The sequence below is a fragment of the Buttiauxella selenatireducens genome, from assembly GCF_031432975.1.
GTDB classification, from domain to species: Bacteria; Pseudomonadota; Gammaproteobacteria; order Enterobacterales; family Enterobacteriaceae; genus Buttiauxella; species Buttiauxella selenatireducens.
Map to the genome: position 1 here is coordinate 1,850,467 of NZ_CP133838.1, position 25,839 is coordinate 1,876,305.

Annotated in this window: 23 protein-coding genes, 1 tRNA gene and 1 pseudogene; 17 read left to right on the top strand and 8 right to left on the bottom strand. The window is 50.5% G+C overall.

Annotated elements, in window-relative coordinates; all coding sequences use genetic code 11:
* The first annotated feature begins 28 nt into the window (after positions 1–28).
* From RHD99_RS08555 to RHD99_RS08585, 7 genes are all read left to right on the top strand, one after another.
* On the top strand, positions 29–1,150 hold the full coding sequence (locus RHD99_RS08555) for a branched-chain amino acid ABC transporter substrate-binding protein (protein WP_309878428.1): 1,122 nt from the start codon (positions 29–31) through the stop codon (positions 1,148–1,150).
* A gap of 195 nt (positions 1,151–1,345) precedes the next feature.
* Positions 1,346–2,260 (top strand): ABC transporter permease subunit, encoded by a 915-nt coding sequence (locus RHD99_RS08560; RefSeq protein WP_183269782.1) that lies wholly within the window; start codon positions 1,346–1,348, stop codon positions 2,258–2,260.
* An 11-nt stretch (positions 2,261–2,271) separates the two neighbouring features.
* Complete coding sequence (livM, locus tag RHD99_RS08565) at positions 2,272–3,564, top strand: high-affinity branched-chain amino acid ABC transporter permease LivM (RefSeq protein ID WP_183269781.1); 1,293 nt, start codon at positions 2,272–2,274, stop codon at positions 3,562–3,564.
* Positions 3,561–4,451, top strand: a complete 891-nt coding sequence (locus RHD99_RS08570; protein WP_309878431.1) for an ABC transporter ATP-binding protein — start codon at positions 3,561–3,563, stop codon at positions 4,449–4,451. Before livM ends, RHD99_RS08570 begins: the two co-directional genes overlap by 4 nt.
* Complete coding sequence (locus tag RHD99_RS08575; protein ID WP_309878432.1) at positions 4,448–5,179, top strand: ABC transporter ATP-binding protein; 732 nt, start codon at positions 4,448–4,450, stop codon at positions 5,177–5,179. The genes RHD99_RS08570 and RHD99_RS08575 overlap by 4 nt, the downstream gene beginning before the upstream one ends.
* A gap of 208 nt (positions 5,180–5,387) precedes the next feature.
* Positions 5,388–6,827, top strand: coding sequence for an EmmdR/YeeO family multidrug/toxin efflux MATE transporter (locus RHD99_RS08580; RefSeq protein ID WP_309878434.1), 1,440 nt, complete (start codon positions 5,388–5,390; stop codon positions 6,825–6,827).
* A 293-nt stretch (positions 6,828–7,120) separates the two neighbouring features.
* A complete protein-coding gene (locus tag RHD99_RS08585; RefSeq protein ID WP_183269777.1) occupies positions 7,121–8,635 on the top strand; it encodes an AbgT family transporter in 1,515 nt (504 codons plus the stop codon).
* A 41-nt stretch (positions 8,636–8,676) separates the two neighbouring features.
* Here RHD99_RS08585 and RHD99_RS08590 read toward each other — a convergent pair whose 3' ends face one another.
* Positions 8,677–9,588 (bottom strand): LysR family transcriptional regulator, encoded by a 912-nt coding sequence (locus tag RHD99_RS08590; RefSeq protein WP_309878435.1) that lies wholly within the window; start codon positions 9,586–9,588, stop codon positions 8,677–8,679.
* Positions 9,589–9,687: 99 nt separating this feature from the next.
* On the opposite strand from RHD99_RS08590, the gene RHD99_RS08595 reads away from it, so the two are divergent.
* Genes RHD99_RS08595 through RHD99_RS08605 form a run of 3 tightly spaced genes read left to right on the top strand, consistent with a single transcriptional unit; the run spans position 9,688 to position 11,702 of the window.
* Complete coding sequence (locus RHD99_RS08595; RefSeq protein ID WP_309878436.1) at positions 9,688–10,695, top strand: zinc-binding alcohol dehydrogenase family protein; 1,008 nt, start codon at positions 9,688–9,690, stop codon at positions 10,693–10,695.
* Between the two features lie 39 nt (positions 10,696–10,734).
* Entirely contained in the window at positions 10,735–11,388 is a 654-nt protein-coding gene (gene nfsB, locus RHD99_RS08600) for an oxygen-insensitive NAD(P)H nitroreductase (protein WP_309879116.1), read from the top strand.
* Positions 11,389–11,390: 2 nt separating this feature from the next.
* Entirely contained in the window at positions 11,391–11,702 is a 312-nt protein-coding gene (locus tag RHD99_RS08605) for a putative quinol monooxygenase (RefSeq protein ID WP_309878437.1), read from the top strand.
* Positions 11,703–11,758: 56 nt separating this feature from the next.
* Here RHD99_RS08605 and RHD99_RS08610 read toward each other — a convergent pair whose 3' ends face one another.
* The 6 genes from RHD99_RS08610 to ompC form a co-directional block, all read right to left on the bottom strand.
* Positions 11,759–12,469 carry an ABC transporter ATP-binding protein gene (locus RHD99_RS08610; RefSeq protein WP_309878438.1) on the bottom strand — a complete coding sequence of 237 codons (711 nt, stop codon included), beginning with the start codon at positions 12,467–12,469 and terminating at the stop codon, positions 11,759–11,761.
* A gap of 11 nt (positions 12,470–12,480) precedes the next feature.
* Positions 12,481–14,169 carry an ABC transporter permease gene (locus RHD99_RS08615; protein WP_309878439.1) on the bottom strand — a complete coding sequence of 563 codons (1,689 nt, stop codon included), beginning with the start codon at positions 14,167–14,169 and terminating at the stop codon, positions 12,481–12,483.
* The gene (locus RHD99_RS08620) at positions 14,153–15,196 is read right to left on the bottom strand and encodes an extracellular solute-binding protein (RefSeq protein WP_309878440.1); all 1,044 of its coding nucleotides are present in this window, start codon (positions 15,194–15,196) and stop codon (positions 14,153–14,155) included. Before RHD99_RS08620 ends, RHD99_RS08615 begins: the two co-directional genes overlap by 17 nt.
* Positions 15,197–15,449: 253 nt before the next feature.
* A tRNA-Asn gene (locus RHD99_RS08625) sits at positions 15,450–15,525 on the bottom strand.
* A gap of 100 nt (positions 15,526–15,625) precedes the next feature.
* On the bottom strand, positions 15,626–16,423 hold the full coding sequence (mtfA, locus tag RHD99_RS08630; protein ID WP_309878441.1) for a DgsA anti-repressor MtfA: 798 nt from the start codon (positions 16,421–16,423) through the stop codon (positions 15,626–15,628).
* Positions 16,424–16,753: 330 nt separating this feature from the next.
* Positions 16,754–17,890, bottom strand: coding sequence for a porin OmpC (gene ompC / locus RHD99_RS08635; RefSeq protein ID WP_309878442.1), 1,137 nt, complete (start codon positions 17,888–17,890; stop codon positions 16,754–16,756).
* Between the two features lie 603 nt (positions 17,891–18,493).
* Between ompC and drpB the strand changes: the two genes are divergently transcribed.
* The 4 genes and pseudogenes from drpB (at position 18,494) to RHD99_RS08655 (ending at position 21,670) form a co-directional block, all read left to right on the top strand.
* Positions 18,494–18,730 carry a cell division protein DrpB gene (gene drpB, locus RHD99_RS08640; RefSeq protein WP_183270283.1) on the top strand — a complete coding sequence of 79 codons (237 nt, stop codon included), beginning with the start codon at positions 18,494–18,496 and terminating at the stop codon, positions 18,728–18,730.
* 144 nt (positions 18,731–18,874) lie between these two features.
* Entirely contained in the window at positions 18,875–19,579 is a 705-nt protein-coding gene (locus RHD99_RS08645) for a phosphohydrolase (protein WP_309878443.1), read from the top strand.
* A 126-nt stretch (positions 19,580–19,705) separates the two neighbouring features.
* Positions 19,706–21,124, top strand: a complete 1,419-nt coding sequence (locus tag RHD99_RS08650) for a DNA cytosine methyltransferase (RefSeq protein ID WP_309879117.1) — start codon at positions 19,706–19,708, stop codon at positions 21,122–21,124.
* A 46-nt stretch (positions 21,125–21,170) separates the two neighbouring features.
* Positions 21,171–21,670 (top strand): annotated as a pseudogene (locus tag RHD99_RS08655) (very short patch repair endonuclease).
* Here the strand turns inward: RHD99_RS08655 and yedA are convergent.
* On the bottom strand, positions 21,671–22,588 hold the full coding sequence (gene yedA / locus RHD99_RS08660; RefSeq protein ID WP_309878444.1) for a drug/metabolite exporter YedA: 918 nt from the start codon (positions 22,586–22,588) through the stop codon (positions 21,671–21,673).
* A gap of 172 nt (positions 22,589–22,760) precedes the next feature.
* Here yedA and RHD99_RS08665 point away from each other — a divergent pair, with 172 nt between their 5' ends.
* The 3 genes from RHD99_RS08665 to dgcQ all read left to right on the top strand — a co-directional run bounded on the left by RHD99_RS08665 (position 22,761) and on the right by dgcQ (position 25,839).
* Positions 22,761–23,675: a DUF808 domain-containing protein gene (locus RHD99_RS08665; protein ID WP_183269764.1), complete on the top strand. Its 915-nt coding sequence runs from the start codon at positions 22,761–22,763 to the stop codon at positions 23,673–23,675.
* 92 nt (positions 23,676–23,767) lie between these two features.
* Positions 23,768–23,947, top strand: coding sequence for a YodC family protein (locus RHD99_RS08670; protein WP_183269763.1), 180 nt, complete (start codon positions 23,768–23,770; stop codon positions 23,945–23,947).
* A gap of 215 nt (positions 23,948–24,162) precedes the next feature.
* On the top strand, positions 24,163–25,839 hold the full coding sequence (gene dgcQ, locus RHD99_RS08675) for a cellulose biosynthesis regulator diguanylate cyclase DgcQ (RefSeq protein WP_309878445.1): 1,677 nt from the start codon (positions 24,163–24,165) through the stop codon (positions 25,837–25,839).

Consider the following 25,839-nt stretch of genomic DNA (forward strand, 5'->3'; position numbering starts at 1 on the left):
CTTTGCTTTTTTGCTAAGGAACATTCAAATGTCGCTGAAATTAATCAGAAGTCCTCTTTCTCTTGTGTTGGCAGGTTGTCTGGTGACGGCGTTCTCCGCCCAGGCCGATATTGTTATTGGTGTCGCGGGGCCGTTCACTGGGCCAAATGCGACCTATGGCGATCAATACTGGCATGGCGCGACGCAAGCCGCTGAAGACATTAACGCCGCAGGTGGGATCAACGGCGAAAAAATCAAACTGGTTCAGGGGGATGATGCTTGCGAACCTAAACAGGCTGTCTCCGTAGCTAACCGCCTGGTTGACCAGGATAAAGTCAAAGCGGTGGTAGGCCACTTCTGTTCATCATCCACCATGCCGGCCTCTGAGGTGTATAACGATGCAGGGATCATCGCCATCACGCCAGGGTCAACTAACCCGCTCATTACCGAACGCAAGATGAATGACATGTTCCGCATGTGTGGGCGCGATGACCAGCAAGGGCAGGTCGCCAGCGATTTCATCATTGATAAGCTCAAAGCCAAACGCGTCGTCATTATTCATGACAAAGATACCTACGGGCAGGGGCTGGCGGATGCTACCAAAGCGGCACTGGCAAAACGCGGTGTGAATGACGTGATGTACGAAGGTTTGTCTCGCGGTGAAAAAGACTTTAACGCGCTGGTGACCAAAATCAGTGCGCAAAAACCTGATGTGGTGTTCTTCGGGGGCTGTCATCCGGAAGCTGGGCCGCTGGTTCGTCAGATGCGTGAGCAAGGCGTCCAGGCTAAATTCTTCTCCGGCGACTGTATTGTCAACGAAGAGATGGTCACGGCTGCCGGTGGCCCGCAATACACTAACGGCATTTATATGACCTTCGGCAAAGACCCGCGTTTACTCCCGGAAGGCAAAGCCGTTATCGACAAATTCCGCGCCAGTAAATTCGAGCCAGAAGGCTACACCCTTTATTCCTACGCGTCAGTCCAGGCCATTGCTGCGGCATTCAAAGCCACCGGCGGCACCGATTCAGCGAAAGCCAGTGCCTGGCTGAAAGCCAATCCGGTTGATACCGTCATGGGCAAAAAATCCTGGGATGACAAAGGCGACCTGAAAGTCTCGGATTATGTGGTTTATCAATGGGATGACAAAGGCAAGTACACCGAAGTCCAATAAGGCTACCCGTCATACTTCAAGCTGCATGTGCGTTGGCTGCACTCACTCACCCCAGTCACTTACTCAAGTAAGCTCCTGGGGATTCCTGAGTTTGCCGCCTTCCTGCAACTCGAATTATTTTGGGTATCTCAACTTTCAAGCTTTTTCAAATCTGGCTGCGTCTTAAGGAGCAGCCATAAAAAGAGACGCCTGATTATGGACGCATTCTTCCTGCAACAGTTGGTAAATGGCGTAACGCTGGGCTCTGTCTACGGGCTGATAGCCATCGGCTACACCATGGTTTACGGCATTATTGGCATGATCAACTTCGCGCACGGCGAAGTGTATATGATCTCCGCATACCTGTGCGCCATTGGGCTCGCGCTGCTGTCATTCTTCGGATTGCACTCGTTTCCGTTACTGATCCTCGGCACTCTGGTGTTCACCATTGTCGTGACGGGGGTGTACGGCTGGACGATTGAACGCATCGCCTATAAACCACTACGCAACTCCACACGTTTGGCGCCGCTGATCTCCGCAATTGGCATGTCACTCATCTTGCAAAACTACGCACAAATCAGCCAGGGCCCGCGCCAGCAAGGGATCCCGACCATGCTCGATGGCGTTTTCCGTTTTCATATAGGTGAGGGTTTCGTGCAAATCACCTACACCAAAGTCTTTATTTTGATTGCCTCGTTTACGGGGATGTTGCTGCTCACCTGGGTTATTGGCAACACGCGCCTCGGACGCATGTGCCGCGCGGTGCAGCAGGACCGGAAAATGGCCTCGATTTTGGGGATTAATGCTGACCGGATTATCTCAACCGTATTTGTTATCGGCGCGTCGATGGCGGGGCTGGCAGGGGTGCTTATCACCATGAACTACGGCACTTTTGATTTTTACGCCGGTTTTATTATCGGTATTAAAGCGTTCACCGCGGCTGTGTTGGGTGGTATCGGTTCGTTGCCAGGCGCGATGCTGGGGGGCTTAATCCTTGGGATTGCTGAGGCGCAATTCTCTGGGATGGTGAATTCAGATTACAAAGATGTGTTCTCGTTCGGGTTACTGGTGGTGATCCTCATTTTCCGTCCTCAAGGGCTGCTTGGCCGGCCTATGGTAGCCAAAGTATGAGGGAGCAAAGCATGGTATCTGAAACGGAATTACGCGAGAGTTTTCCGCTTAAACGCTGCCTGCTGGATGCGGTTTTTGCGGGCATGGTCGCGTTGATAGTCTTTGGTCCGATTGTCGGCGTGGTGCTTGATGGCTACAGCTTTAACTTTAATGGGCGGCGCCTGCTCGCCATCATTGCGGTGGTGATGGTCGGACGTTTTTTGTTGAGTGCGTTTTTGACAACGGCAACGGGGGAGCGTTTTCTCAGCCGTTTTGAAACGGATAACTCGGGTGTCTATGTGCGACCGCCGGAGTATAAAAGCCGCATGCGCTGGATCATTCCGTTAGTGATTGGACTGGCGATTTGCTTTCCGTTTGTCGCGACTAAATACGTGTTGACGGTGGCGATCCTCGGGCTGATTTATGTCTTGCTCGGCCTGGGCTTGAATATCGTGGTCGGCCTCGCCGGTTTGCTGGATTTAGGTTACGTCGCCTTTTATGCCATTGGCGCGTACGGCCTGGCGTTGGGGTATCAGTATCTTGGGCTGGGCTTCTGGACAATGTTGCCACTGTCGGCGTTGATGGCGGCAGCGGCCGGGGCGTTACTCGGCTTCCCGGTGTTACGTATGCACGGCGATTATCTGGCGATTGTGACGCTGGGTTTTGGGGAAATCATCCGCCTGGTGTTGAACAACTGGCTGACGTTTACCGGCGGCCCGAACGGGATTTCGGCACCTTCACCCACGCTGTTTGGCCTGGAATTTGGGCGGCGCGCGAAAGAGGAGGGCGGCATCCCTTTCCATGAGTTCTTTAACCTCACCTATAACCCCAATCTGAAGTTTATTTTTATCTACACCATTTTGGTACTGGTGGTGTTGGTGGTGCTGTATATCAAACACCGTTTGACGCGCATGCCGATTGGCCGTGCGTGGGAGGCATTACGCGAAGACGAAATTGCCTGTCGCTCGATGGGGCTTAATCACGTTCTGGTTAAGCTGTCGGCCTTTACGCTGGGGGCGTCAACTGCGGGGATCGCAGGGGTATTTTTTGCGACTTATCAGGGGTTTGTTAACCCGACATCGTTCACCTTCTTTGAGTCTGCATTGATTCTCGCCATTGTCGTACTGGGCGGGATGGGCTCAACGATTGGCGTGGTACTGGCCGCGTTTGTGCTGACGGTGACACCGGAACTGCTGCGCAGCTTCGCCGAGTATCGCGTGTTGCTGTTCGGCATGTTAATGGTGGTGATGATGATTTGGCGGCCACGCGGCCTGATCCGCATTAACCGTAGCGGCTTTACGGTGCGCAAAGGAGTGTCGCCATGATCAACGCCTCTGTCAGTGAAATGATTTTAAGCGTCGAGCATTTGATGATGCACTTTGGTGGCATTAAAGCGCTGAACGACGTGAACCTTGAAGTGCGTCGCGGCTCGATTACCGCGCTTATTGGCCCCAATGGTGCAGGAAAAACCACGGTCTTTAACTGCCTGACCGGTTTTTACAAAGCTTCTGGCGGCAATATTTTGTTTAACACGCATGACAAAACCACCAATGTGATACAGGTGCTGGGGCAAAAATTCCAGCCCGGTGACTGGATTAATCCGGCCCAGCTCGGGCAGCGTCTGTTTTATAAAATGTTTGGTGGCACGCATCTTGTGAATCGCGCAGGGCTTGCACGAACCTTTCAGAATATCCGTTTGTTCCGGGAAATGTCGGTGGTCGAAAACCTGCTGGTGGCGCAGCACATGCAGGTGAACCGCAATTTGCTGGCCGGTGTGCTAAACACGCCTGCGTACCGGCGAGCTGAAAGCCGTGCGCTGGATCGTGCGTTTTACTGGCTGGAAGTGGTGGAACTGGTGGATTGTGCCAACCGGCTGGCGGGTGAAATGTCTTATGGGCAGCAGCGACGGCTCGAGATTGCCCGCGCGATGTGTACCGCACCGGAAATGATCTGCCTTGATGAACCAGCGGCGGGTCTGAATCCGGTTGAAACGCGTACGCTCAGTAAAATCATCCGTTTTCTGCGCGACCATCACGACATCACGGTATTACTCATTGAACATGATATGGGCATGGTGATGGAGATTTCCGACCACATTATTGTGCTCGACCATGGGGATGTGATTGCGCAGGGCAAACCTGAAGAAATACAACATGATGAGAAAGTCATTGCCGCCTATCTGGGCACCGACGAAGACGAGGTCACTGTATGAGTGAGGCGATGCTGGAGTTTCGTGGTGTAGATGTTTTTTATGGCGCCATTCAGGCGCTAAAACAGGTCTCATTGCAGGTGAATGAAGGCGAAACCGTGGCGCTGATCGGAGCGAATGGGGCGGGGAAATCGACGCTGTTGATGTCAATTTTTGGCCAGCCGCGCATTCGCCACGGGCAGATACTGTTTCGCGGTGATGACATCAGCCACAAGTCTACGCATTTTGTCGCTTCTGGCGGTATTGCTCAGGCCCCTGAAGGGCGGCGAATTTTCCCCGATATGACGGTCGAGGAAAATCTGCTGATGGGCACTATTCCAATTGGTGACCAATTTGCCGCCCAGGATCTGCAAACCATGTTCGACCTTTTCCCACGTTTAAAAGAGCGCCGCAAACAGCGAGCGATGACGATGTCCGGTGGTGAACAGCAAATGCTGGCGATAGCCCGGGCGCTGATGAGTCGCCCGAAATTGTTGCTGCTCGATGAGCCCAGTCTTGGATTAGCGCCCATTGTGGTGAAGCAAATTTTCCAGACGCTGCGCGAGCTTGCGCAAAATGGCATGACGATTTTCCTCGTCGAACAAAACGCGCACCATGCGTTGAAACTGTCCGATCGTGGTTATGTGATGGCAAATGGGCAGATTCGCCTGAGTGGCAGCGGCGAGGAGTTGTTAGGGAATCAGGAGGTGCGTAAAGCTTATCTTGGTGGCGATTATCCCCGTCATACTTGAAGCTGCCTCTGCGTTGGCTGCACTCACTCACCCCAGTCACTTACTCAAGTAAGCTCCTGGGGATTCACTCCCTTGCCGCCTTGATGCAACTCCAATTATTTAGGGGATAGGATGGTGAAACGAGTTTTATACAAAAAACTCTTTGCAGGATAACGATTTGTAAATCATTATTTGAAATGTGGTTTCACTTTCCTCCCCAAGGTCAATCTTGAACTTACAAGCAGCACTACGCCAGCGCGTGGCTAACACGCGTTGGTATACCAAACGAAAAAGCTATCGAGTCCTGTTCTGGCGCGAAATTACCCCGCTCGCCGTACCTATTTTCATGGAAAACACCTGCGTTTTACTGATGGGGGTGTTGAGTACTTTCCTCGTGAGTTGGCTGGGTAAAGAGGCGATGGCGGGCGTAGGCCTGGCTGACAGCTTCAACATGGTCATCATGGCATTCTTTGCCGCAGTCGATCTCGGTACCACAGTGGTGGTGGCGTTCAGTCTCGGTAAGCGCGACCCAAAACGTGCGCGTGACGCAGCACGTCAGTCGCTGATCCTGATGACGATTATTGCTATCGGGCTGGCGATAGGGATTCACCTTGCGGGTGAACATGTGGTCAATATTATTGCCGGTGCGGCCACCCCGGAAGTGAAGGCGCTTGCGCTCTCTTATCTTCAGACGACGGTGTGGAGTTATCCGGCGGCGGCCATTGCGCTGATCAGCAGCGGCGCATTGCGCGGGGCAGGAAATACCAAAATCCCGTTACTGATTAACGGCGGGATGAATATTCTCAACATTATTATCAGTAGCGTATTGATTTACGGCGCGCTGGGCTGGAACGGGCTGGGCTTTTTCGGCGCAGGATTAGGGCTGACCATTTCGCGCTATATCGGTGCGCTGGGCTTTATTTACGTGCTGGTGGTAGGGATTGCCCCCTCGTTGCGTATCTCGCTGAAAAGTTATTTCCGGCCGCTCAAAATCGGCATCTTGTGGGAAGTGCTGGGGATTGGTATTCCCGCCAGTATCGAATCGGTGTTGTTTAACGCCGGTAAATTGCTGACGCAAATGTTTGTTGCCGGGATGGGAACCAACGTCATTGCCGGTAACTTTATCGCTTTCTCGATTGCCGCGTTGATTAACTTGCCGGGGAACGCCCTTGGCTCGGCATCCACCATTATTGTCGGCAAACGTCTTGGCAAAGGGCAAATTGGCCAGGCAGAACGGCAACTGCGTCATGTATTTTGGCTTTCTACGCTGGGTCTGACGATTATTGCCTGGGGAACGGCACCGTTTGCAGGACTGATGGCGTCGTTCTACACCCACGAAGATGATGTTAAAGAAGTCGTCAAAATTCTGATTTGGTTGAATGCCGCATTTATGCCTATTTGGGCGGCGTCCTGGGTCTTACCTGCCGGGCTGAAAGGGGCGCGTGATGCCCGCTTTGCCATGTGGGTTTCCATGGCGAGTATGTGGGGTTGCCGGGTCGTGGCAGGTTACACATTAGGCATTGTGCTGGGAATGGGCGTGGTGGGTGTCTGGATGGGGATGTTCTTCGACTGGACGGTGCGTGGCGTGTTGTTCTACTGGCGAATGGTGAGTGGCCGCTGGCTTAAAAAATATCCGCGCCTCAAAAAAGAACCCCTTCCTAAAACGTAAAAGGGATGTTGCTGCGCGAACTCTCCTGTTACCGTTTTTTTGATCGGATTAGCGCAAGCGACATCCGATTTTTATTCTGTGTTTTTCGTTGTTTTCCAACTCAATATCTGGTCATTTTTTAAAAAGTTGATATCTATCACCTGTCGATATCTCGTTTTGACTATTAACGTAAAGTTAGTCGCTGTAAATTATTCTAAAATGTTATTAATTGCGATGAGCAATCACTTTTATGAATGTAACAGCGAGAAGAGGTAGGAATGAGTACAACGACAAGGAACACGGAAGGTCGTCTAATGACAGGATTTCTCAACGCTGTTGAAAAAGCAGGGAATAAATTACCCGAACCCGCTTTGATCTTCTTCTATTTTTTACTGGTGGTGATGGCGATGTCTGCGGTGCTTTCTACCGTCGATTTTGATGTCATCAATCCTGTCACCCACGAAGCCGTTAAGATTAATAACCTGCTTTCACCGCAGGCATTAACGGTCACCCTTTCTTCGATGGTCACCACGTTTACCAGTTTTGCACCGCTGGGTATCGTACTGGTTGCGATGCTGGGGGTGGGCGTGGCGGAAAGCTCAGGTTTCATTAATACCGGCCTGAAAAAAATGCTGCGTGTGACGCCGAAGAAACTGCTAACCCCAATGATTATCTTCGTCGCAATGTTTAGCCATGTGGCTGCGGATGCGGGCTACGTGCTGGTTATTCCATTGGGCGCGATTATTTTTATGTCTGTCGGACGCCACCCGTTAGCGGGGATTGCGGCGGCATTTGCCGGGGTATCGGGTGGTTTTGCAGCGAACATGGTGCCAACCGGTAACGATGCGTTGCTGCAAGGTTTCACCCAGACTGCGGCACAATTGCTGGATAACACTTATACCGTCAACACGCTGTGTAACCTGTTCTTCGGCATCGGTTCTACGGTTATGATTACCCTGGTCGGCTGGTGGGTTACCGAACGTATTGTTGAGCCGCGCGTGTCAAAGCTGGAAATCGACGGGGATTATCAGCATAACGAAGATATGAGTTCTTACAGCGTACAGGAAAGCCGCGGTTTTAAAGTGGCAGGCCTGGTGATGATTCTGGGGCTGGCGGGGCTTGCGGCTCTTGCATGGCCTGAAACGTCACTGCTGCGTGCGAGCGATGGTTCACTGACCAGCTACGGCGCGCCGATCATGAAATCCATCGTGCCATTGATTTTCTTGATCTTTATTATCCCTGGCATTGTTTACGGTTTTGTCGCCGGGACATTCAGCAGTGGTAAAGATGTTATCAATGCGATGAATGAGTCCATGAGCAAAATGGGTTCGTACATGGTAATGGCATTCTTCTGCGCCATGTTCATCAAAGCGTTTGGTGATTCCAATATTGGTACGTTGATTGCGCTGGCGGGCGCGGATGTGCTGAAGACCATGGCATTGCCGGGTGAAGCCACCATTATTGGCATGATCCTGCTGACGGCGATGGTGAACATCCTGATTGGTTCGGCATCGGCGAAATGGGCGCTGTTGTCACCAATAATGGTGCCAATGCTGATGGCGGTTGGGATCTCCCCGGAACTGACGCAGGCCGCGTTCCGTGTGGGTGACTCGACCACCAACATTATTACTCCGCTGATGGTGTTCTTCCCGCTGGTGGTGGTGTATTGCCAGCGCTATGTGAAATCCACCGGTGTGGGTACGCTGGTTTCGATGATGATGCCGTACTCGGTGATCTTCTTTACCTGCTGGAGCATCTTCTTGTTGGTGTGGTGGGCACTGGGCTTGCCACTGGGCGTAAACGCGCCGTATACCTATCCGATTCAGTAATTGCGTTAATCTCACCGGCCACGATTGTGGCCGGTTTTCTTTTAAGCGGGCCGCAAGTTTTGCAGAACATCGCAACGCTGCTTTACCGCTTCATGTAACAGCCGAACCGTGGCCGAAAGCTGCTTACGGTGTGGGCAAATCATCGTAAGCGGAACGCTATCGCCTTGATACTGCGGCAAAATAATCTTCAAACGACCTTCGTTAACGTCTTCACTGACATCCAGCCAGGATTTATAGGCAATCCCTTCACCCGCGACGGCTAACCGGCGAATCACTTCCGCATCATCACTCATCATCGCGCTTTTCACCGCGACATGGTGTGCGTCGCCATTCAGGCTGAGCGTCCATTTATCATAAACCCGCCCACGGATCGCATAGGTCAGCGCGTCATGCGACACCAGATCGCTGAGGGTTTTAGGCTCGCCGCAACGTTCGAGATACGATGGCGCTGCCACGATAACCCGGTGGTTATGCGGGGCAAGCGGTAATGCCACATAAGAGGCGTCGTCGTTATTGCCATAACGGAAAGCCACATCCACCGGATCTTTAAACACGTCTGTCACCTGGTCGGAGAACAATATTTTCAATTGCAGCGCCGGATGTTCGCGGCGAAAGGCCTGAAACACCGCCAGCAACAGATTGCGCCCGAGGTCGGATGGAACGGCAATTTGCAGCACGCCACGCACTTCGTCACGTGCAGGTTGGATTTGCTCAAATCCTGCTTCCAGAGTTTGCAGGGTGCTGATGGCGTACGGCAGCCAGATTTCACCTTCTGGCGTCAGTCTCAGGCTGCGCGTCGAACGGGCGAAGAGACGGATATTCAGCGATTGCTCAAGGCGTTTGATGGCGGTGCTGACCTGCGCAGGCTGCAATCCTGCTTCGCGCGCGGTGTCGCTAAAACTGTTTAAGGCGGCGGCCCTGACAAACAAAGTGAGGTCTTCCAACCTGAGCATTTTAACTCTCCGAGTATAAGTGTTGTTTTCCAGGGACTATTTTTCGCCCGCAACACACCTTGTACCATGAGTTTATTCATTTAGTCTCTGGAGCACCCAATGAAAGCTATCGCTATTACTCAGGCCGCGCAGGCGGGCAGCAATGTAGATTTTCTCAGCGAGGTCACTTTACCGACACCTGTCGCCTCAGGCCATGATTTACTGGTCGAAGTGAAAGCCATTTCGGTGAATCCGGTGGATACCAAAGTCCGCGCGGGTTTTAAAGCTGACCAGCCACGAGTGTTGGGCTGGGATGCGGTCGGTGTGGTGGTCTCAACGGGTGAAGCCGTCACCCTGTTTAAGCCGGGTGATGAAGTGTGGTACGCCGGTTCATTGACTCGTCCTGGAAGCAATAGCGAATTCCAGCTGGTGGACGAGCGCATCGTGGCACTGAAACCTAAATCCATTGATAACGCATCCGCCGCTGCACTGCCTTTAACGGCGATCACGGCATGGGAAATGTTGTTTGACCGTCTGGGGGTAAAAGAAGGCGGTAGTGAAAACGATGTGCTGTTGATTGTTGGCGCGGCGGGAGGCGTGGGTTCTATTTTGACGCAGCTGGCGCGTCAGCTCACCAACATCACCGTGATTGGCACGGCGTCGCGTCCACAAAGCCAAAAATGGGTCACTGATTTAGGCGCGCATCATGTTATCGACCACAGCAAACCGCTGGTGGAAGAACTGGCACGTTTTGGGGTGAAACAGGTTACCCACGTTGCGAGCCTGAATCAGACTGAGCAGCATTACACGCAGTTGATTGAGGTGCTGGCACCACAAGGGAAACTGGCGTTGATTGACGACCCTGAGACGCTGGATGCGCGTCCGCTGAAGGTGAAAAGCATTTCACTGCACTGGGAATTTATGTTTACCCGTTCAATGTTCGAAACTCACGACATGATCGAGCAGCACCATCTGTTGACTCGCGTGGCTGAATTGATTGACCAGCGCGTGCTGCAAACCACCCTTGGCGAACATTTTGGCACCATTAATGCCGCAAATCTGCGTCGGGCTCATGAATTAATTGAAACCCATCGCGCGGTCGGTAAAATCGTGCTCGAAGGTTTCTAACTTCATAATAATCATAACGAAAAATATACAGGTAATATGATGGATATCATTCAATCAGCAGCATCACGCTATTCAACAAAAGCATTTGATCCAAGCAAAAAAATCAGTGACGAAAACATCGAAAAAGTGAAGGAGTTACTGCGCCTCAGCCCGTCCAGTACTAACTCACAGCCGTGGCATTTTATTTTGGCCAGCACGCCAGAAGCTAAAGCGCGCATTGCTAAGGCGACAGCGGGTTTTTACGTCTTTAACGAACGCAAAGTACTTGATGCTTCGCATGTTGTGGTGTTCTGTGCCAAAACCAGTATCGATGAGCAGCATCTGTCCACGCTGCTGGATAAAGAAAATGCGGATGGCCGTTTTGCCAGCCAGCAGGCAATGGAAGGGCAACATAAAGGCCGTTCTTATTTCGTCAATATGCACCGTTTTGATTTGAAAGATGCGCAGCATTGGATGGAAAAACAAGTTTATCTCAATGTCGGGAATTTCCTGTTGGGCGTATCCACGCTGAACATCGACGCCGTGCCGATTGAAGGTTTTGACGCTCGCATTCTGGATGAAGAGTTTGGTCTGCGTGAAAAAGGCTTCACCAGCCTGGTCATCGTGCCTATCGGTTATCGCAGCGTGGAAGACTTTAACGCCGCACTGCCAAAATCACGCCTTGAGTTCAGCGAAATCTTAACGGAGTGCTAAGCATGGCCGATAACACGCTGTCGATTATTGCGGTGCTGAAAGCAAAAGCGGGGTGTCGCGAGTCGCTTAAATCAGCCTTGCAGGCGTTGATTGTACCGACGCGGCAGGAAGAGGGATGCCTGGATTACGCATTATTCCAGCTTCAGGAAACACCTGATGTGTTTTATATGCGCGAATCCTGGAAAGGCCAGGAAGCACTGGATGCCCACATCGCACTGCCGCATTTTCAGGCGTTTGTGCAGCAGATGGATGCGTTACTGGCAGAGCCTTTGCAGTTAGTGCGTTTGAATGCCGTTGAGCCGCAACAAATCTAGTGAATGCCGGATCGCTGCGCTAATTGTTTGTACAACGTCGGGTTAGCGCAGCGTGTTTACAAGGTGGAATTCACTTCAGGACTCACCACTTTCAGCATTTTTTCACCCGCACGAAACTGACCCTGTCGCACATAACCGATATGGTCAGCCATCAGATGGGCTTCATGTTCACTGTGAGTGACCAACAGCGCTGTTTGCCCCGCATCGCGCAAAATATCCCGCACCTCGCGCCCAAGGCGTTCGCGCGTTTGTTTATCAAGACTGGAAAACGGTTCATCAAGCAGCAGGATTTCGGGATTCGGTGCCAGTGCTCGCGCTAATGCAATACGCTGTTGTTGCCCGCCGGATAATTCGTGTGGGTAGTGGCTGGCATGGCTGTGTAAATCCACCATTCTGAGCAGTTCAGTGACACGTGCATGTTGCTCATCGCGTGGCAGGCGACGCAGGCCAAATGCCACGTTTTGCTGCGCAGTCAGATGCGGGAATAACGCGTACTCCTGAAATACCATGCCAACATGACGTTTCTCAGGCGGAAGATGAATTCCAGGTGCGGCGACGCGTCGTTGCGAGACATAAATTTCACCGTGTTGCAGCCGTTCAAAACCGGCAACGGCCCGCAGAACGGTCGTTTTCCCACAGCCGGATGCACCCAGCAGGCAGGCCAGTTCCCCCTTGCGCACCGACATCGAAAACCCTTTCAGAACCGACTGTTGGCTGTTGCCGTAGGCAACGTGCACATCCTGAAGACGTAACGCAATTTCTGACATAAATCGTTCCTCTAGCCCTGACGCGTCATCTGGTGACGCACCAGTAAAATAACCGGTAACGTGCCCGTGAGAACGATCATCAAGGCGGCGATAGCCCCTTCTTCGTAGGTTCCCCGCGCTGCTTCTGCGTATAACAGTGTCGCTAACGTCTCAAAGTTTACCGGGCGCAAAAGTAAGGTAGTCGGCAGTTCTTTCATGGCATCGGCGAACACCAATAATGCACTGCTGACCAGCGCTGGGCGCAGCAACGGGAAATGAATTCTGGCAAAGGTTCCCGCGCCATTTTCCCCGAGCAATCTTGATGCCTGTTCCAGAGAAGGGGGAATGCGGCTAAGCCCGGAATCCAGCGCGCCAATGGCAATGGCCTGAAAACGCATCGCACAACAGATGACCAATAAGATACCGGCAGACATGAGCGGTAAACCGCGAATCTCGAGCAAGTCCGCCAGCCATCGATCCACGGCCATCGCTGGAGAGAGAAAACCAATGGCCAGTATGGTGCCTGGAACCGCGTAACCCAATGACGCAAGACGCATGACACCACGGCGAAAGCCTGACATCGTGTTGTCTGCCGCACTGTGGCGCGCGCTCCATGCCACCAGTAAACTGACACAAACCACTACCAGCGTGGTTCCCGCAGCCAGCGACAACGTATTTTGTAACGCAGAAAGCAACGAAGGTGAGAGCGGGTTTTGTTCACCCAAACGTTTAATACTCTCCCAGGCCAGAAAAATCACCGGCGCAACAAAGCCCAGAATGACGGGCAGGGCGATAACAGCGCCAAGCAACCAACCCCGCCAACCGCGTATCGGTGTCGGTTGAATCTCACGTAGGTTTCGGCTGCTAAACCCTTGCTTTTTACGGCCATAAAACTCAAGCGTCAGGATGCAGAAAATAAACATCAACATCATGCAGGCGATTTGCGCCGCCGAAGCCAAATCTGAACGCGAAATCCAGGTGGTATAAACCGTGACGGTTAAGGTTTGAACACCAAGAAATTCAGATGCACCAATATCATTGAGCGTTTCCAGAAGCGCCAGACTGATTCCGACTGCCAGCGCCGGGCGGGCCATCGGCAGTGCCACGCGAAAGAAGGTGCCTGCCGCGCTGCATCCTAATGTGCGAGCCGCCTCCAACAGATGAGCTGGTTGGCTGATAAACATGGCGCGGGTGGTCAGGTAGACGTACGGATACAGCACCAGACCCAACAGAATAATCGCACCCGGAAGTGAACGTAAGTCAGGAAGGCGGAACTGTCGCGGGCTGTCATATCCAAGCAAAAAGCGGAGGAATGTTTGCAGTGGGCCGATGGGATGGAGCAAATCGAGCCAGGCGAAGGCCACGATATAGGTCGGCATGGCCAGCGGTAATAACAGCGCCCAATTGAGGATTTTACGCCCAGGGAAATCCCAGGCAGTCACCGCCCATGCGCTTCCCACACCTATCACGCCCACGATGACGGCGACGCCTGCCAACAACAGCACGGTATTTTTTAGCACCGAGGGAAGGACAAAATTGACCAGATTTTCCCAGTGCGAAAAATCAGCCTGTGTTGCCTGCCAGATAAGCGCAACTATAGGCATCAACACACCTAACGCGACACACAATGCGGCAAGGTGCAGAGGCGTTAAGAGTGACTGCGGCCCGGAAACCAGGCCGCGTAACGTCGGAAGACGAAGTGTTTTATTGATCGAATCCAACTTTATCTACCAACAGGCTCGCTTGTTTACGATGTTTCACTATCTCGGTTAACGGGATTTTATCGACGTCAATTTCACCGATAGTTGCGCTAATGACCGGGTCAAGAGTGACCCCTTTCAGAACCGGATACTCAAAGTTCGCTTTGGCATAAATCTGTTGGGCAGGAGCAGAAACCAGGTATTCCATCAGTTTCACGGCTTCGGCTTTATTCGGTGCATAGCGGGCCACAGCAGCCCCACTGATATTGACGTGTGTGCCACCTTGTTCGAAGGTCGGTTTCACCACTTTAATCGCATCGCCCCACTTGCGTGCATCGCTGCCTTCTTTGGCGTTTTTCATGTGGCCAATATAGTAGGAGTTAGCCAGGCCGATATCGCAAATACCCCCGAGAATGTCGCGCGCAACATCACGATCGCCACCCGTGGCTTTACGTGCCAGGTTTGCTTTCACACCGCGCAGCCACTCTTCTGTTTTGGCTTCACCATGGTGAGCAATCATCGCGGCAATAAGAGCTGTGTTATACGGATGCTGTCCGGAACGAATACAAACTTTGCCTTTGTATTCAGGGCTTGAGAGTTGCTCGTAATGCCAGTTATCAATGGGCAGGGATTTGTCTGCATAAAGCACACGGGCACGCATTGAAAGCGCGAACCACTGATTATCTTCGCCACGAAGGTTTGCCGGGATGGCGGTTTTGAGCATGGCAGAGTCCACTGGCTGCGTGACACCTGCTTCAACTAAATCAATGAGATTACCCGCATCGACGGTCATCAACAGGTCGGCAGGGGAGTTTTTCCCTTCCGCTTTGACGCGCTCAAGCATGCCGTCTTTGATGTAAACCGTATTGACTTTCACGCCGCTGGATTGTGTCCAGCTATCCAGCAATGGCTGAATGAGACCGGGTTCACGGGTGGTATAAAGCGTCAGATCGCCTTGTGCAAAAACGGGCAGACTGACGGAGAAAACCAGAGCGGATGCAAGCGTGATACGTCGCAGTCCAGTGCGAGGCTGAGCAAACTCATTCATCGTTATATATCCCTGAGTGATTTGAACTTATCGGATTCAGAGCAGAGAGGCATCCCTGCAGGCTGGCGCAAGATAAATGATAATCACTATTGTTTACAATCGCAGAAGTGCACACAACGTCCGCATTTACATAACTTTAACTGGAAGGGTTTGCTGGATCACACAGATTGATACAACGGAGATTTCACGGACAGGAGTGTTGTTTCCAAAAAGCAAAAAGCCCGCTTAGTTTCCTAAGCAGGCTTCTTAAATTTGGCTCCTCTGACTGGACTCGAACCAGTGACATACGGATTAACAGTCCGCCGTTCTACCGACTGAACTACAGAGGAATCGTTTGAACGAGGCAAATAGTAACGTCACGTTCAAAAAGAGTCAATAACAAAAATAACATGTTGATTCAGATGGTTAAATTAAGCTCAACTTGTTGAATTAATGCACCGTGTTTCCGTTAGATGCTGGCCTGTTTTCACTCTCGCGTAACCGTAACAACGGGTTTTGGCCGTAAAACTGGCAAAATCGCTGATAAAGTGAAGGAAAACGCGGGGCGAAAAGCTCAGGTGCGCTGAAAAAATACTCTGAGAGCACTGCAAAACATTCTGCCGGTTCCGACGCTGCATAGGCATCAATGCTGGCGGCGTTTTCGCCCACCAGGTCGATTTCGTCCTGAATATTGCTCATTGCCGCATGGAGGTCATGTTCCCAGCCAGCGACCTCACGCAGGGCAATTAACGGGATCCCGCTGGCACGATCGCCGTTGCGCATATCCAGTTTATGAGCCACTTCATGGACGACCAGATTAAATCCGGAGGCGTCAAAGGAGTCCTGCACGTCAAGCCAGTTAAGCACAATAGGGCCTTGCTGCCAGCTTTGGCCGGACTGAACGACGCGCTGATTATGAACAAGGCCAATGTCATCTTGCCATTCGTCATCGACCACAAACGGAGCGGGGTAGATGAGGATTTCATGAAAACCATCAAGCCACTCAATACCCAGTTCCAACACCGGCAAGCAGAACAGTAGCGCGATACGCGCACTTTTTAGATCATCAAGCTCAAAGCCTTGCAAAGGCACCAGGCGTTTTTGCTGTAAAAAACGGTCCGCAAGACGGATCAGTTTATCTTGCTCGGCAGGCGTAAGCGTTGCCAGAACAGGAATGGACAAAGCCTGCTCCCACGGCAGTGCTGTGACAGCAGATGAATCACTTGCTTTCCAGGGCCACTTAATCATGTTACTCGCTCGCAAAGTCATCTCTTGAACGGAAAACTACTATACCGTGACTGTGAAAATGCCGCACTAGTGGGGCACATGGCAGCGACCTGAACAGGACCGCCCGAGAAAACGATGTGAACGTATTCTCTGTGCCATTATTCAAACACTTACCAAAAAACCTTTCAACGACACGAGTCACAGTTGAGTGGATGGGCTTAATTTATTTCTTTTCTGAATGGTTTTAAGAACGATTAGGGAAGAGATCTGTGAATGAAGGATTATCGAAGCGGTAAAGTAAAAAGCCCGCACTGCGGGCTTTGGATTAACAAGCAACCAGTTTGTTTGAGATTAGAACTGGTAAATCATACCAATGCCAACGACGTCATCAGTGGAAATACCCGCTGCATCATAGAAATCATCATCGTTGTCTAACAGGTTGATTTTGTAATCAACGTAGGTGGAGAAGTTTTTGTTGAAGTAATAGTTAGCGCCAACAGAGACGTATTTAACCAAGTCTTTGTCATTCCAGTCGCTGTTATTTGATACATCAACCAGTAAGTCCTTACCTTTAGATTGCAGGTAGGAGATTTCTGGACGCAGGCCGAAGTCGAACTGGTATTGAGCGGTCACTTCAAAGTTCTGGGTTTTGTTAGCAACATATGTACTACCCGAACCAAATGGCGTCATGTTGCGGGTTTCTGCATACATCGCGGCTAGATAAATGTTGTTGGCGTCATATTTCATACCAACTGTCCAGACATCAGCTTTCTCACCACCGGCTAAAGTAGTGGATTCTTGTGCATTAGTACGGTCTGAAGATGCGTATGCGGCAGCAGCGTTAAAGCCCATACCGAAATCATACGTGGTAGATAGACCCCAACCGTCACCATTCTGTAAACGAACGTCATTGTGGCCGTTGTTAGTGCCTTCTTGATCTTCGTTGTTATTAGTGCCTTCATTCGCGCCCTGGTATTGCACTGCGAAGCTCAGCCCTTCAACTTGACCAAAGAAATTGGAGTTACGATAAGTTGCAACACCATTAGTACGTCCTGTCATAAAGCGGTCAGCATCAGCGTAGGTATCGCCACCGAATACTGGCAGCATATCGGTCCATGCCTCAACGTCATAGACCACACCGTAGTTACGACCATAATCAAATGAACCGTAGTCGCCGTATTTCAGGCCTGCAAATGCCAGGCGCGTAAATGCTTTGTTGGAACCACTTTCGGTGTCATTAGCATACATTTTGTATTCCCACTGACCATAACCGGTCAGTTCGGAATTAATTTGTGTTTCACCTTTAAAACCAATTTGTGTGTAGGTGCCATCACCGTCGTCACCAGCATTGTCCGAGAAGGTATGACGAGCATCCACTTTGCCGTATAAATCGACTTTATTACCGTCTTTATTGTAGATCTCTGCCGCGTGTGCAGAACCCATTGCCAATAAAGCAGGGATCACCAATGCCAGTGCTGTTCTTTTCATTTATATATTCCTTTAAATCATAATCATTATGAATAATTAATCGTATGGCTTCCTCAAAAAACGCATTAATCTTATTACAGGTAGTTCAATATATTTATCTGCAATCATGTAACTGCATTGGTTCAAATAATACAAAATGTATCTGAGCTTTTCGTGTGTAAGATGTTGATTTTTAAATATATTAACATGGATTAAGACTATTCTAATATATCATTAATATGCCTTTATAAAGTTTTATACGAAATTGTAATACCTTGCATGTTGTATTATTCCTTAATGATTAAGTTTTATTTAATATAAGTTTTCGCGAATCTTAAATATATATTTTAATTGTGATAACTTTTATTTTATAAACGTTTTAAATAATATGAATCGCTCTTTATTTTTCGTGAATATACATGGGTTAATAAATGAGCAAATGTATCTTTATTGTTAATGTCATGAAAAACTACATTATATCTTACAATTTTAAGATTCATCCTAATTAAAACGGGCACTTTAGCCTGTCAAAAAACAGCAAAAATGTGATAAAAATCACATAAGGGAGATGGGACACCCATCGCATAAACACGCTAAGCAATTGAGAGACTTATGTCAGACGTTATGGACGCGAAACCGACCCGCACACCGGGTGGGAAATTGGCTCTGTGGTTATTTTATGGATTTTGTCTGTACACGGTTTGGGCTGTACTGCGTTACTTCTGGGTGGTGAGCGACGTCACCGGCGGGGATATGGGCTCGCTGGGGGGGAAGCTTCTCGGAGCATTAATGGGTTTACTGGTTCTGGGTTCGGTTGCGGCATTATTAGGTTGCCTTGCCTGGTACACGCGAGCCAGATGAAAATCCCCGTTGTCTTTCGAAGTACTCGAAAGACAAAAAGTATAAATCGTGCCAGGGTGAGCTATTGTCAGGGCAGAACTTGCTAATTCTGTGATCTTGTACTCATATTAAGTACCGGGTCCAGCTACGAAGTAAGGAGTACGTATGCCGATAGCCCTCTGGCAAGCGCGTTTTGAAGAGTATTTGCATCACAACTGGTTGCAGGACGATAAAGCCCACGATGTGGCCCATTTCCGGCGAGTATGGAAAACCGCGCAACAAATCATGGAAACGACAGAAGCCGACCGGCTGGTGGTACTCACCGCGTGTTACTTCCATGACATCGTCAATTTGCCGAAAAATCATCCTGAGCGACACCTTGCTTCCACGCAGGCAGCACAAGAAACGTTGCGTATTCTTGATGCTCATTTTCCCGATTTTCCTCATCCGCTATACGATGCGGTTGCTCATGCGGTGCGTGCGCACAGTTTCAGCGCTGCCATTACGCCGCAGACCCTGGAAGCGAAAGTGGTGCAAGATGCTGACCGTCTGGAGTCATTAGGCGCAATAGGGCTTGCTCGCGTGTTTTACACTTCAGGTGCGTTAGGCCGCCCTTTGTTTGATAGCGAAGATCCACTCGCACATGGCCGTGAACTGGACGATGCCACCTACGCACTCGACCATTTCCAGAAAAAACTATTGAAACTCCCTGAAACCATGCAAACCGAAGCGGGACGAAAACTGGCCCATTACAATGCTGATTTTTTAGTGCATTACATGGCTAAGCTGTGCGCTGAACTCAAAGGCGATTACTACGGTATTGAAAGTAAGGTCGTCGAACAATTCACTTCCAACAAACGCTCTTCATAAAATTTTCGTTCTAAAAATTTCGTTCTAAAAATAAAAGGATGCCCGCATTGCTTGCGGGCCGTTCTGTTTTTCTCTGGGTCAAATCAGTGATAGAGTTGCACTCTATTTTCCCTGAATTGGTTCATGATGAACGACTTCGACGCTATTGCCGAGCAACTCTCACAACAATCGCACCACCAGCAACAACAGCAACTTGAAGAAGACTACGCGTTAGTGAGCCGTATTCTGGAAATCTATGACCAGAAAACCGTGGCTCATCATTTGCGCCAGGTCAGCGGTGACTGGACGCGTGAATCGCTAAACCGTTGGATTAACCGCAAGTCCTCGCCTCGCACTCTGACTTCCGCAGAACGTGCAATGCTGCAAAATATGTTGCCTCCGCTACCTGCGCACCACGGAAAGTACGCGTTTAAATTCGTCGATTTATTTGCGGGCATTGGCGGTATTCGTAGCGGGTTCGAAGCGATTGGCGGGCAATGCGTGTTTACCAGCGAGTGGAATAAATACGCGGTGCGCACTTATAAAGCCAACTGGTACTGCTGTCCTGAAAGTCATCAGTTCAATCAGGATATCCGTGATGTCACCCTTAGCCACCGGGATGATGTCAGCGATGAGCAAGCCACTGCGCATATTCAGGCAACGATGCCCGATCACGATGTGCTGCTGGCCGGTTTCCCTTGTCAGCCTTTTTCTCTTGCCGGTGTGTCGAAGAAAAATGCTCTTGGCCGTGCTCACGGGTTTGCTTGTGAAACGCAGGGTACGCTGTTCTTCGATGTTGCTCGCATCATTGACGCAAAACGACCCGCCATCTTTGTGCTGGAAAACGTCAAGAATTTAAAAAGCCACGATAAAGGCAACACCTTCCGCATCATTATGGAAACCCTGGATAACCTGGGTTACGAAGTTTCTGATGCGGCAATAACGGGGGCTGGCGATCCTAAAATTATCGACGGTAAAAACTTCCTGCCGCAGCATCGCGAACGCATTGTGCTGGTCGGTTTCCGCCGGGATCTCAATCTGCATAACGATTTCACGCTGCGTAAACTGAGCGAGTGTTACCCAAAACGTCGCCCAACATTGGGTGAATTACTTGAACCCGCAGTGGACGCGAAATATATCCTGACGCCGACGCTCTGGAAGTACCTCTACAATTACGCGAAAAAGCACCAGGCTAAGGGGAATGGTTTTGGTTACGGCTTGGTTGACCCAACGAATCCAACGAGCGTGGCAAGGACTTTATCCGCGCGTTACTACAAAGACGGCGCAGAAATCCTTGTGGATCGCGGTTGGGACAAATCGCAGGGAGAGGCCGATTTTGATAATGCAGATAATCAACTGCGCCGCCCACGCCGTTTAACGCCGCGTGAATGTGCACGTCTGATGGGTTTTGAATCGGTGCAGGGGAGTGCATTCCGTATACCGGTATCTGATACTCAGGCTTACCGGCAGTTTGGTAATTCGGTGGTGGTACCTGCTTTTGCTGCGGTGGCAAAGCTACTTGAGCCGAAAATAAAGCAGGCTGTCAAAGAGCGCCTGACCAGGTAACTCAACAATAGCGCGCATTATTTGCGTGTACATAAAAGGAAAACCGATGGTTGATGTACACAGCAAAGCGATTCGTAGCAAGAATATGCGTGCTATTGCTACACGCGATACGGCAATTGAAAAACGGCTCGCCGCGTTATTGAGCGAGTGCGGATTTTCCTTTCGCGTACAGGATGCAACGCTTGCCGGAAACCCGACATGGTTATTGATGAGCAGCGTTGCGTTATTTTTGCGCACGGCTGTTTCTGGCATCACCATCATTGCTACTTGTTCAAGGTGCCCGCTACACGTACCGAGTTTTGGCTGGATAAAATAGGTAAAAATGTCGAACGTGATAAGCGCGATGTTCAGCGTTTATTAAGCGAAGGTTGGCGAGTGCTTCTGGTATGGGAATGTGCGCTGCGTGGCCGTGAGAAACTGAATGATGTCGCGCTTTGCGAACGTCTTGAGGAGTGGATTTGTAGCGGCGGGCATCATGCACAAATCGACACCCTGGGAATACACGAGCTTAAAGACGACGGGTGGCAACCGCCACCCGAAAGCTGATTACTTTTCTAACTCACAGGGTGTCACCATCGGCTTTGGGGGCAGAAGATATTTCCCCAGAGTGACCAACACAACGGCAAAGATAATCACGCCAAGAGCCAGCCATTCCACAGGGGATAAACTTTCCCCGGCAAAACCCGTTCCCAATAACACCGCAACGACCGGATTGACATAGGCGTAACTGGTGGCAACCGCGGGCGCGACATTACGAATCAGATACATGTATGCGCTGATGGCAATAATCGAACCAAACAGAGAGAGATAAGCCACTGCCGCGAAACCCGCTGGCGTTGGCATAGAGGTCAGACGCTCGCCGGTTAACGCCGAGGCCGTCAGCAAAACAATCCCTGCGGCCAGCATTTCAACGGCTCCCGCCATTAAGCCCGTCGGCAATTCAATGCGTGACCCGTAGACTGAACCGAAGGCCCAGCTTAACGAGCCTATCAAAATCAAAATCGCACCCCAAGGATTCCCGCTCAGGTTTCCTCCGCTGTTAAGCAACACGATACCGCCCAGGCCAATGGCGATACCAAGCCATTCCAGCTTACGGGTCTGAATACCAAATAAGCGGCTAAAACACAGCGTAAAGAGGGGAACCGTGGCCACCATCACGGCAGCAATGCCAGAAGGAACATGTTGATGCTCAGCAACCGTAACAAAACCGTTGCCCACCGCCAGCAATAATACGCCAATTAACGCAGCGTTAAGCATGGGGCGCAGGGCCGGTAATTTATGGCCCCGCAGCAGCAAAACCGCCATGAGAAGGACACCTGCGACCATGAATCGCACGCCGGCCATCATAAACGGAGGCCAGCTCTTCACCCCTATAGCGATGGCAAAGTAAGTGGAACCCCAGATGATATACAACGCAAACAATGCAGCAACAAGCGGCAGCAATTGACCCGAACGAACGCGCATACTTCCTCACGGCTTTTTAGTAATAAGGCTAATAGTTAACGTCAAAACAGTCGTTCTGGCGAGGATTTTACTTGTTGTGAGATTGTTAATTTTTATTGACAGCGGACTTTGATTTTCGTGAGCGACCTTTTGTTCCATACTGAGTACAAACTAACAAAGAAGGATACTTATTTTGGCTGGAAGTAGCTTACTAACACTGCTGGATGATATCGCCACCTTGCTGGACGATATTTCGATGATGGGGAAACTGGCTGCGAAGAAAACGGCCGGTGTGCTGGGCGATGATCTGTCGCTCAATGCGCAACAAGTTTCTGGCGTGCGGGCTAACCGCGAACTACCGGTGGTCTGGCAGGTGGCGAAGGGTTCCGCCATCAATAAGGTGATCCTCGTTCCGCTGGCGTTAATCATCAGTGCTTTTGCACCCTGGGCCATTACACCTTTATTGATGATTGGTGGGGCATTTCTTTGTTATGAAGGCGTGGAGAAGGTTGTTCACTCCCTGCATGCGCGTAAACACAAAGAAACACCGGAAGCCCGACAACAGCGACTGGATGATATTGCCGCCCAGGACCCGCTCATTTATGAAAAAGATAAAGTCAAAGGGGCCATTCGCACCGACTTTATTCTCTCGGCCGAAATTGTCGCGATTACATTAGGGATTGTGGCAAGTGCTCCTTTGCTTAACCAGGTGCTGGTGCTGTCAGGGATTGCAATAGTGGTTACTGTCGGGGTTTATGGCCTGGTAGGCATCATCGTGAAACTTGATGACCTCGGTTTTTGGCTGGTAGAAAAAGGCTCGATGGTCGCACGCGGCATCGGTAAAGGGCTGTTAATACTGGCACCGTGGCTGATGAAATTCTTATCGGTCGTTGGGACTCTGGCGATGTTTTTGGTCGGCGGCGGTATTCTGGTTCATGGCATTCCGGTCCTTCATCACGCCATTGAAAATTGGGCACAGCAGTTGGGCGGTATCGTGCATTTGCTGGGGCCAACGGTTGCTAATCTGATTATCGGATTTATCATCGGGGCCATCGTGTTGGCAGTGGTAAATGGGGTGAATCGCCTGCGTAACAACACAGTTCACTAATTTTTTGTCATTATTTTCATTTAAACCCAGGCAAAACGGCAGGTCATTGTCTATAACTGTAGAAGTTTTCACCCCTGATACAGGAGGCAGTTATGGTCTTTGTGGTCAGCGATGAAGTCCAACCTAAGAATGGTGGCCCAAGGATGATTGTTACCGGGTTTTCCAGCGGTATGGTGGAGTGTCGTTGGTATGATGGTTATGGCGTAAAACGTGAGGCCTTCCGAGAGGATGATTTGGCCCCACTGACAACAGGGAGCGTGTCGCAAGGATAACGTTGAATCGCCCGGTTAATGACCGGGCGATTTTTTTTCCTGACACCCACCCGCCTGGTGAGTGATATACTTTTCGCGAATATATTTACCCTTGAAAATCACTCAGGGTGATAATCTACGACACTATTACTAAGAACCGCCCCATGTCTTGCGAGAAAAAGACTACGGCAGCGGTGACTGGCGATAAGATGATTGCGGTATCAGGGAGAGTGTGAGTGTTTGGCGAGGTAATTCAGCGCGATTTCAGTCGTTTCAAAAACCCACGAAATATAGTTAACCTTTGTTTTATAGTGGTTTTTATCTTTTCCACGGTATTGACGTGGCGTGAAGCTGTGGTGCTTGAAGGGGCATACGTCGCCAACCAACGCAACAGCCTCGATAACGTCGCAACGCTGCTGGACAGACAACTTCAGCACAACATCGATAATTTGCTGTTTTATCGCAATACCATGTTCTACGCGCTGCAATCCCCGATCTCAACGGACCGAACCCGAAAATCCCTCGCCGAGTTTGATCTTTTACGCACCGAAGCGTTCTGGCAACTGCGCCTCGATTTAAATCGCAGTTTGCCGGTAAATGGCGTTTCGGACGAGTTTGTTAACAGCAATCCGTTGCTCGACCGCAATGATCAGACGGTTCATACGGAACTCAGTTCAGCACTCGAATTGAGCTATATCATGCGCTTATCAGACCGGTCACGAACGTTACCGCAACGGATATTCTATGCTTCGCGAAGCGGCTTTTTCCTGACCAACACCCCCTCAGCCAATGACCCGAAGATCATTTCTTTGTATCAACGTTTAATCTCGCAACCCTATTTTTCCTCGCAATCGCCGCAAAATAATCCTTCACGGGCATTGCGATGGACACACACATTTGACGCGAACAGCACCACCGGGCAGATCATTACGGCGGCGATTCCCCTGGACTTCAATGGTCGCTGGTACGGCATTCTGGCATTCGATTACCCGATTGATTCACTGCATGATTTTTTACAACAAGCCAAATATGACGATCATGAAGGCACGGTGTTGCTCTATGACAACGAACTCAACCCTATCGCCACGTCGGCTCAACAGCTGCCGAAACATGAATTATTTACTGCGCCTCAGCTGGCACAAATTGCCAGCGTCGTGACGGCAGCAAAACCTGGGGAGCAGGGCGAATTACGCATGGACAGCCGTTTTATCACGTGGGCGAAGCTCAACAACTTTGACGGCTTACTGGTAAAAGTTCATACCCTGGAAGAGGGTGTGCAGGGTGAGTTTGGCCGCATCAGTATTGTGCTCAGCGTACTGTGGATGCTGTTTACGCTTATGTTGGTTGTTTCCTGGATTGTGATCCGCCGCCTGGTGAATAACATGTTCAGCCTGCAAAAAACGCTGACCTGGCGTGCGAATTACGACACATTAACGCGCTTATACAATCGCGGGGCTTTCTTCGAGATTGCGCAAAAATTGTCGCAGGAATGCAAGCAGCAAGCCCAACCATTCTCGGTTATTCAGATGGACCTCGATCTCTTCAAAAGCATCAATGACCGTTTTGGACACAACAGTGGCGATAAAGTCCTGGCCCATGCAGCAGCGATGCTCAGCGATGCGTTCCGTCAGGGGGATGTCGCCGGGCGCGTTGGCGGGGAGGAGTTCTGTATCGTACTGCCTGACACGACGCTTGAAGAAGCGGTAAAAGTGGCTGAACGCATCAGAGTGCGTATCAATACGAAAGATCTGCTGTTAAAGCAGGGCAATATCACGAGGATCAGCGCATCCTTCGGCGTCAGCAGCGCTCAGGAATTCAACGATTACGATTTTGAACGGCTGCAATCCCACGCAGATCATCGCTTGTACAAAGCGAAGCAGGACGGGCGCAATCGGGTCTGTAGCCACGATTAA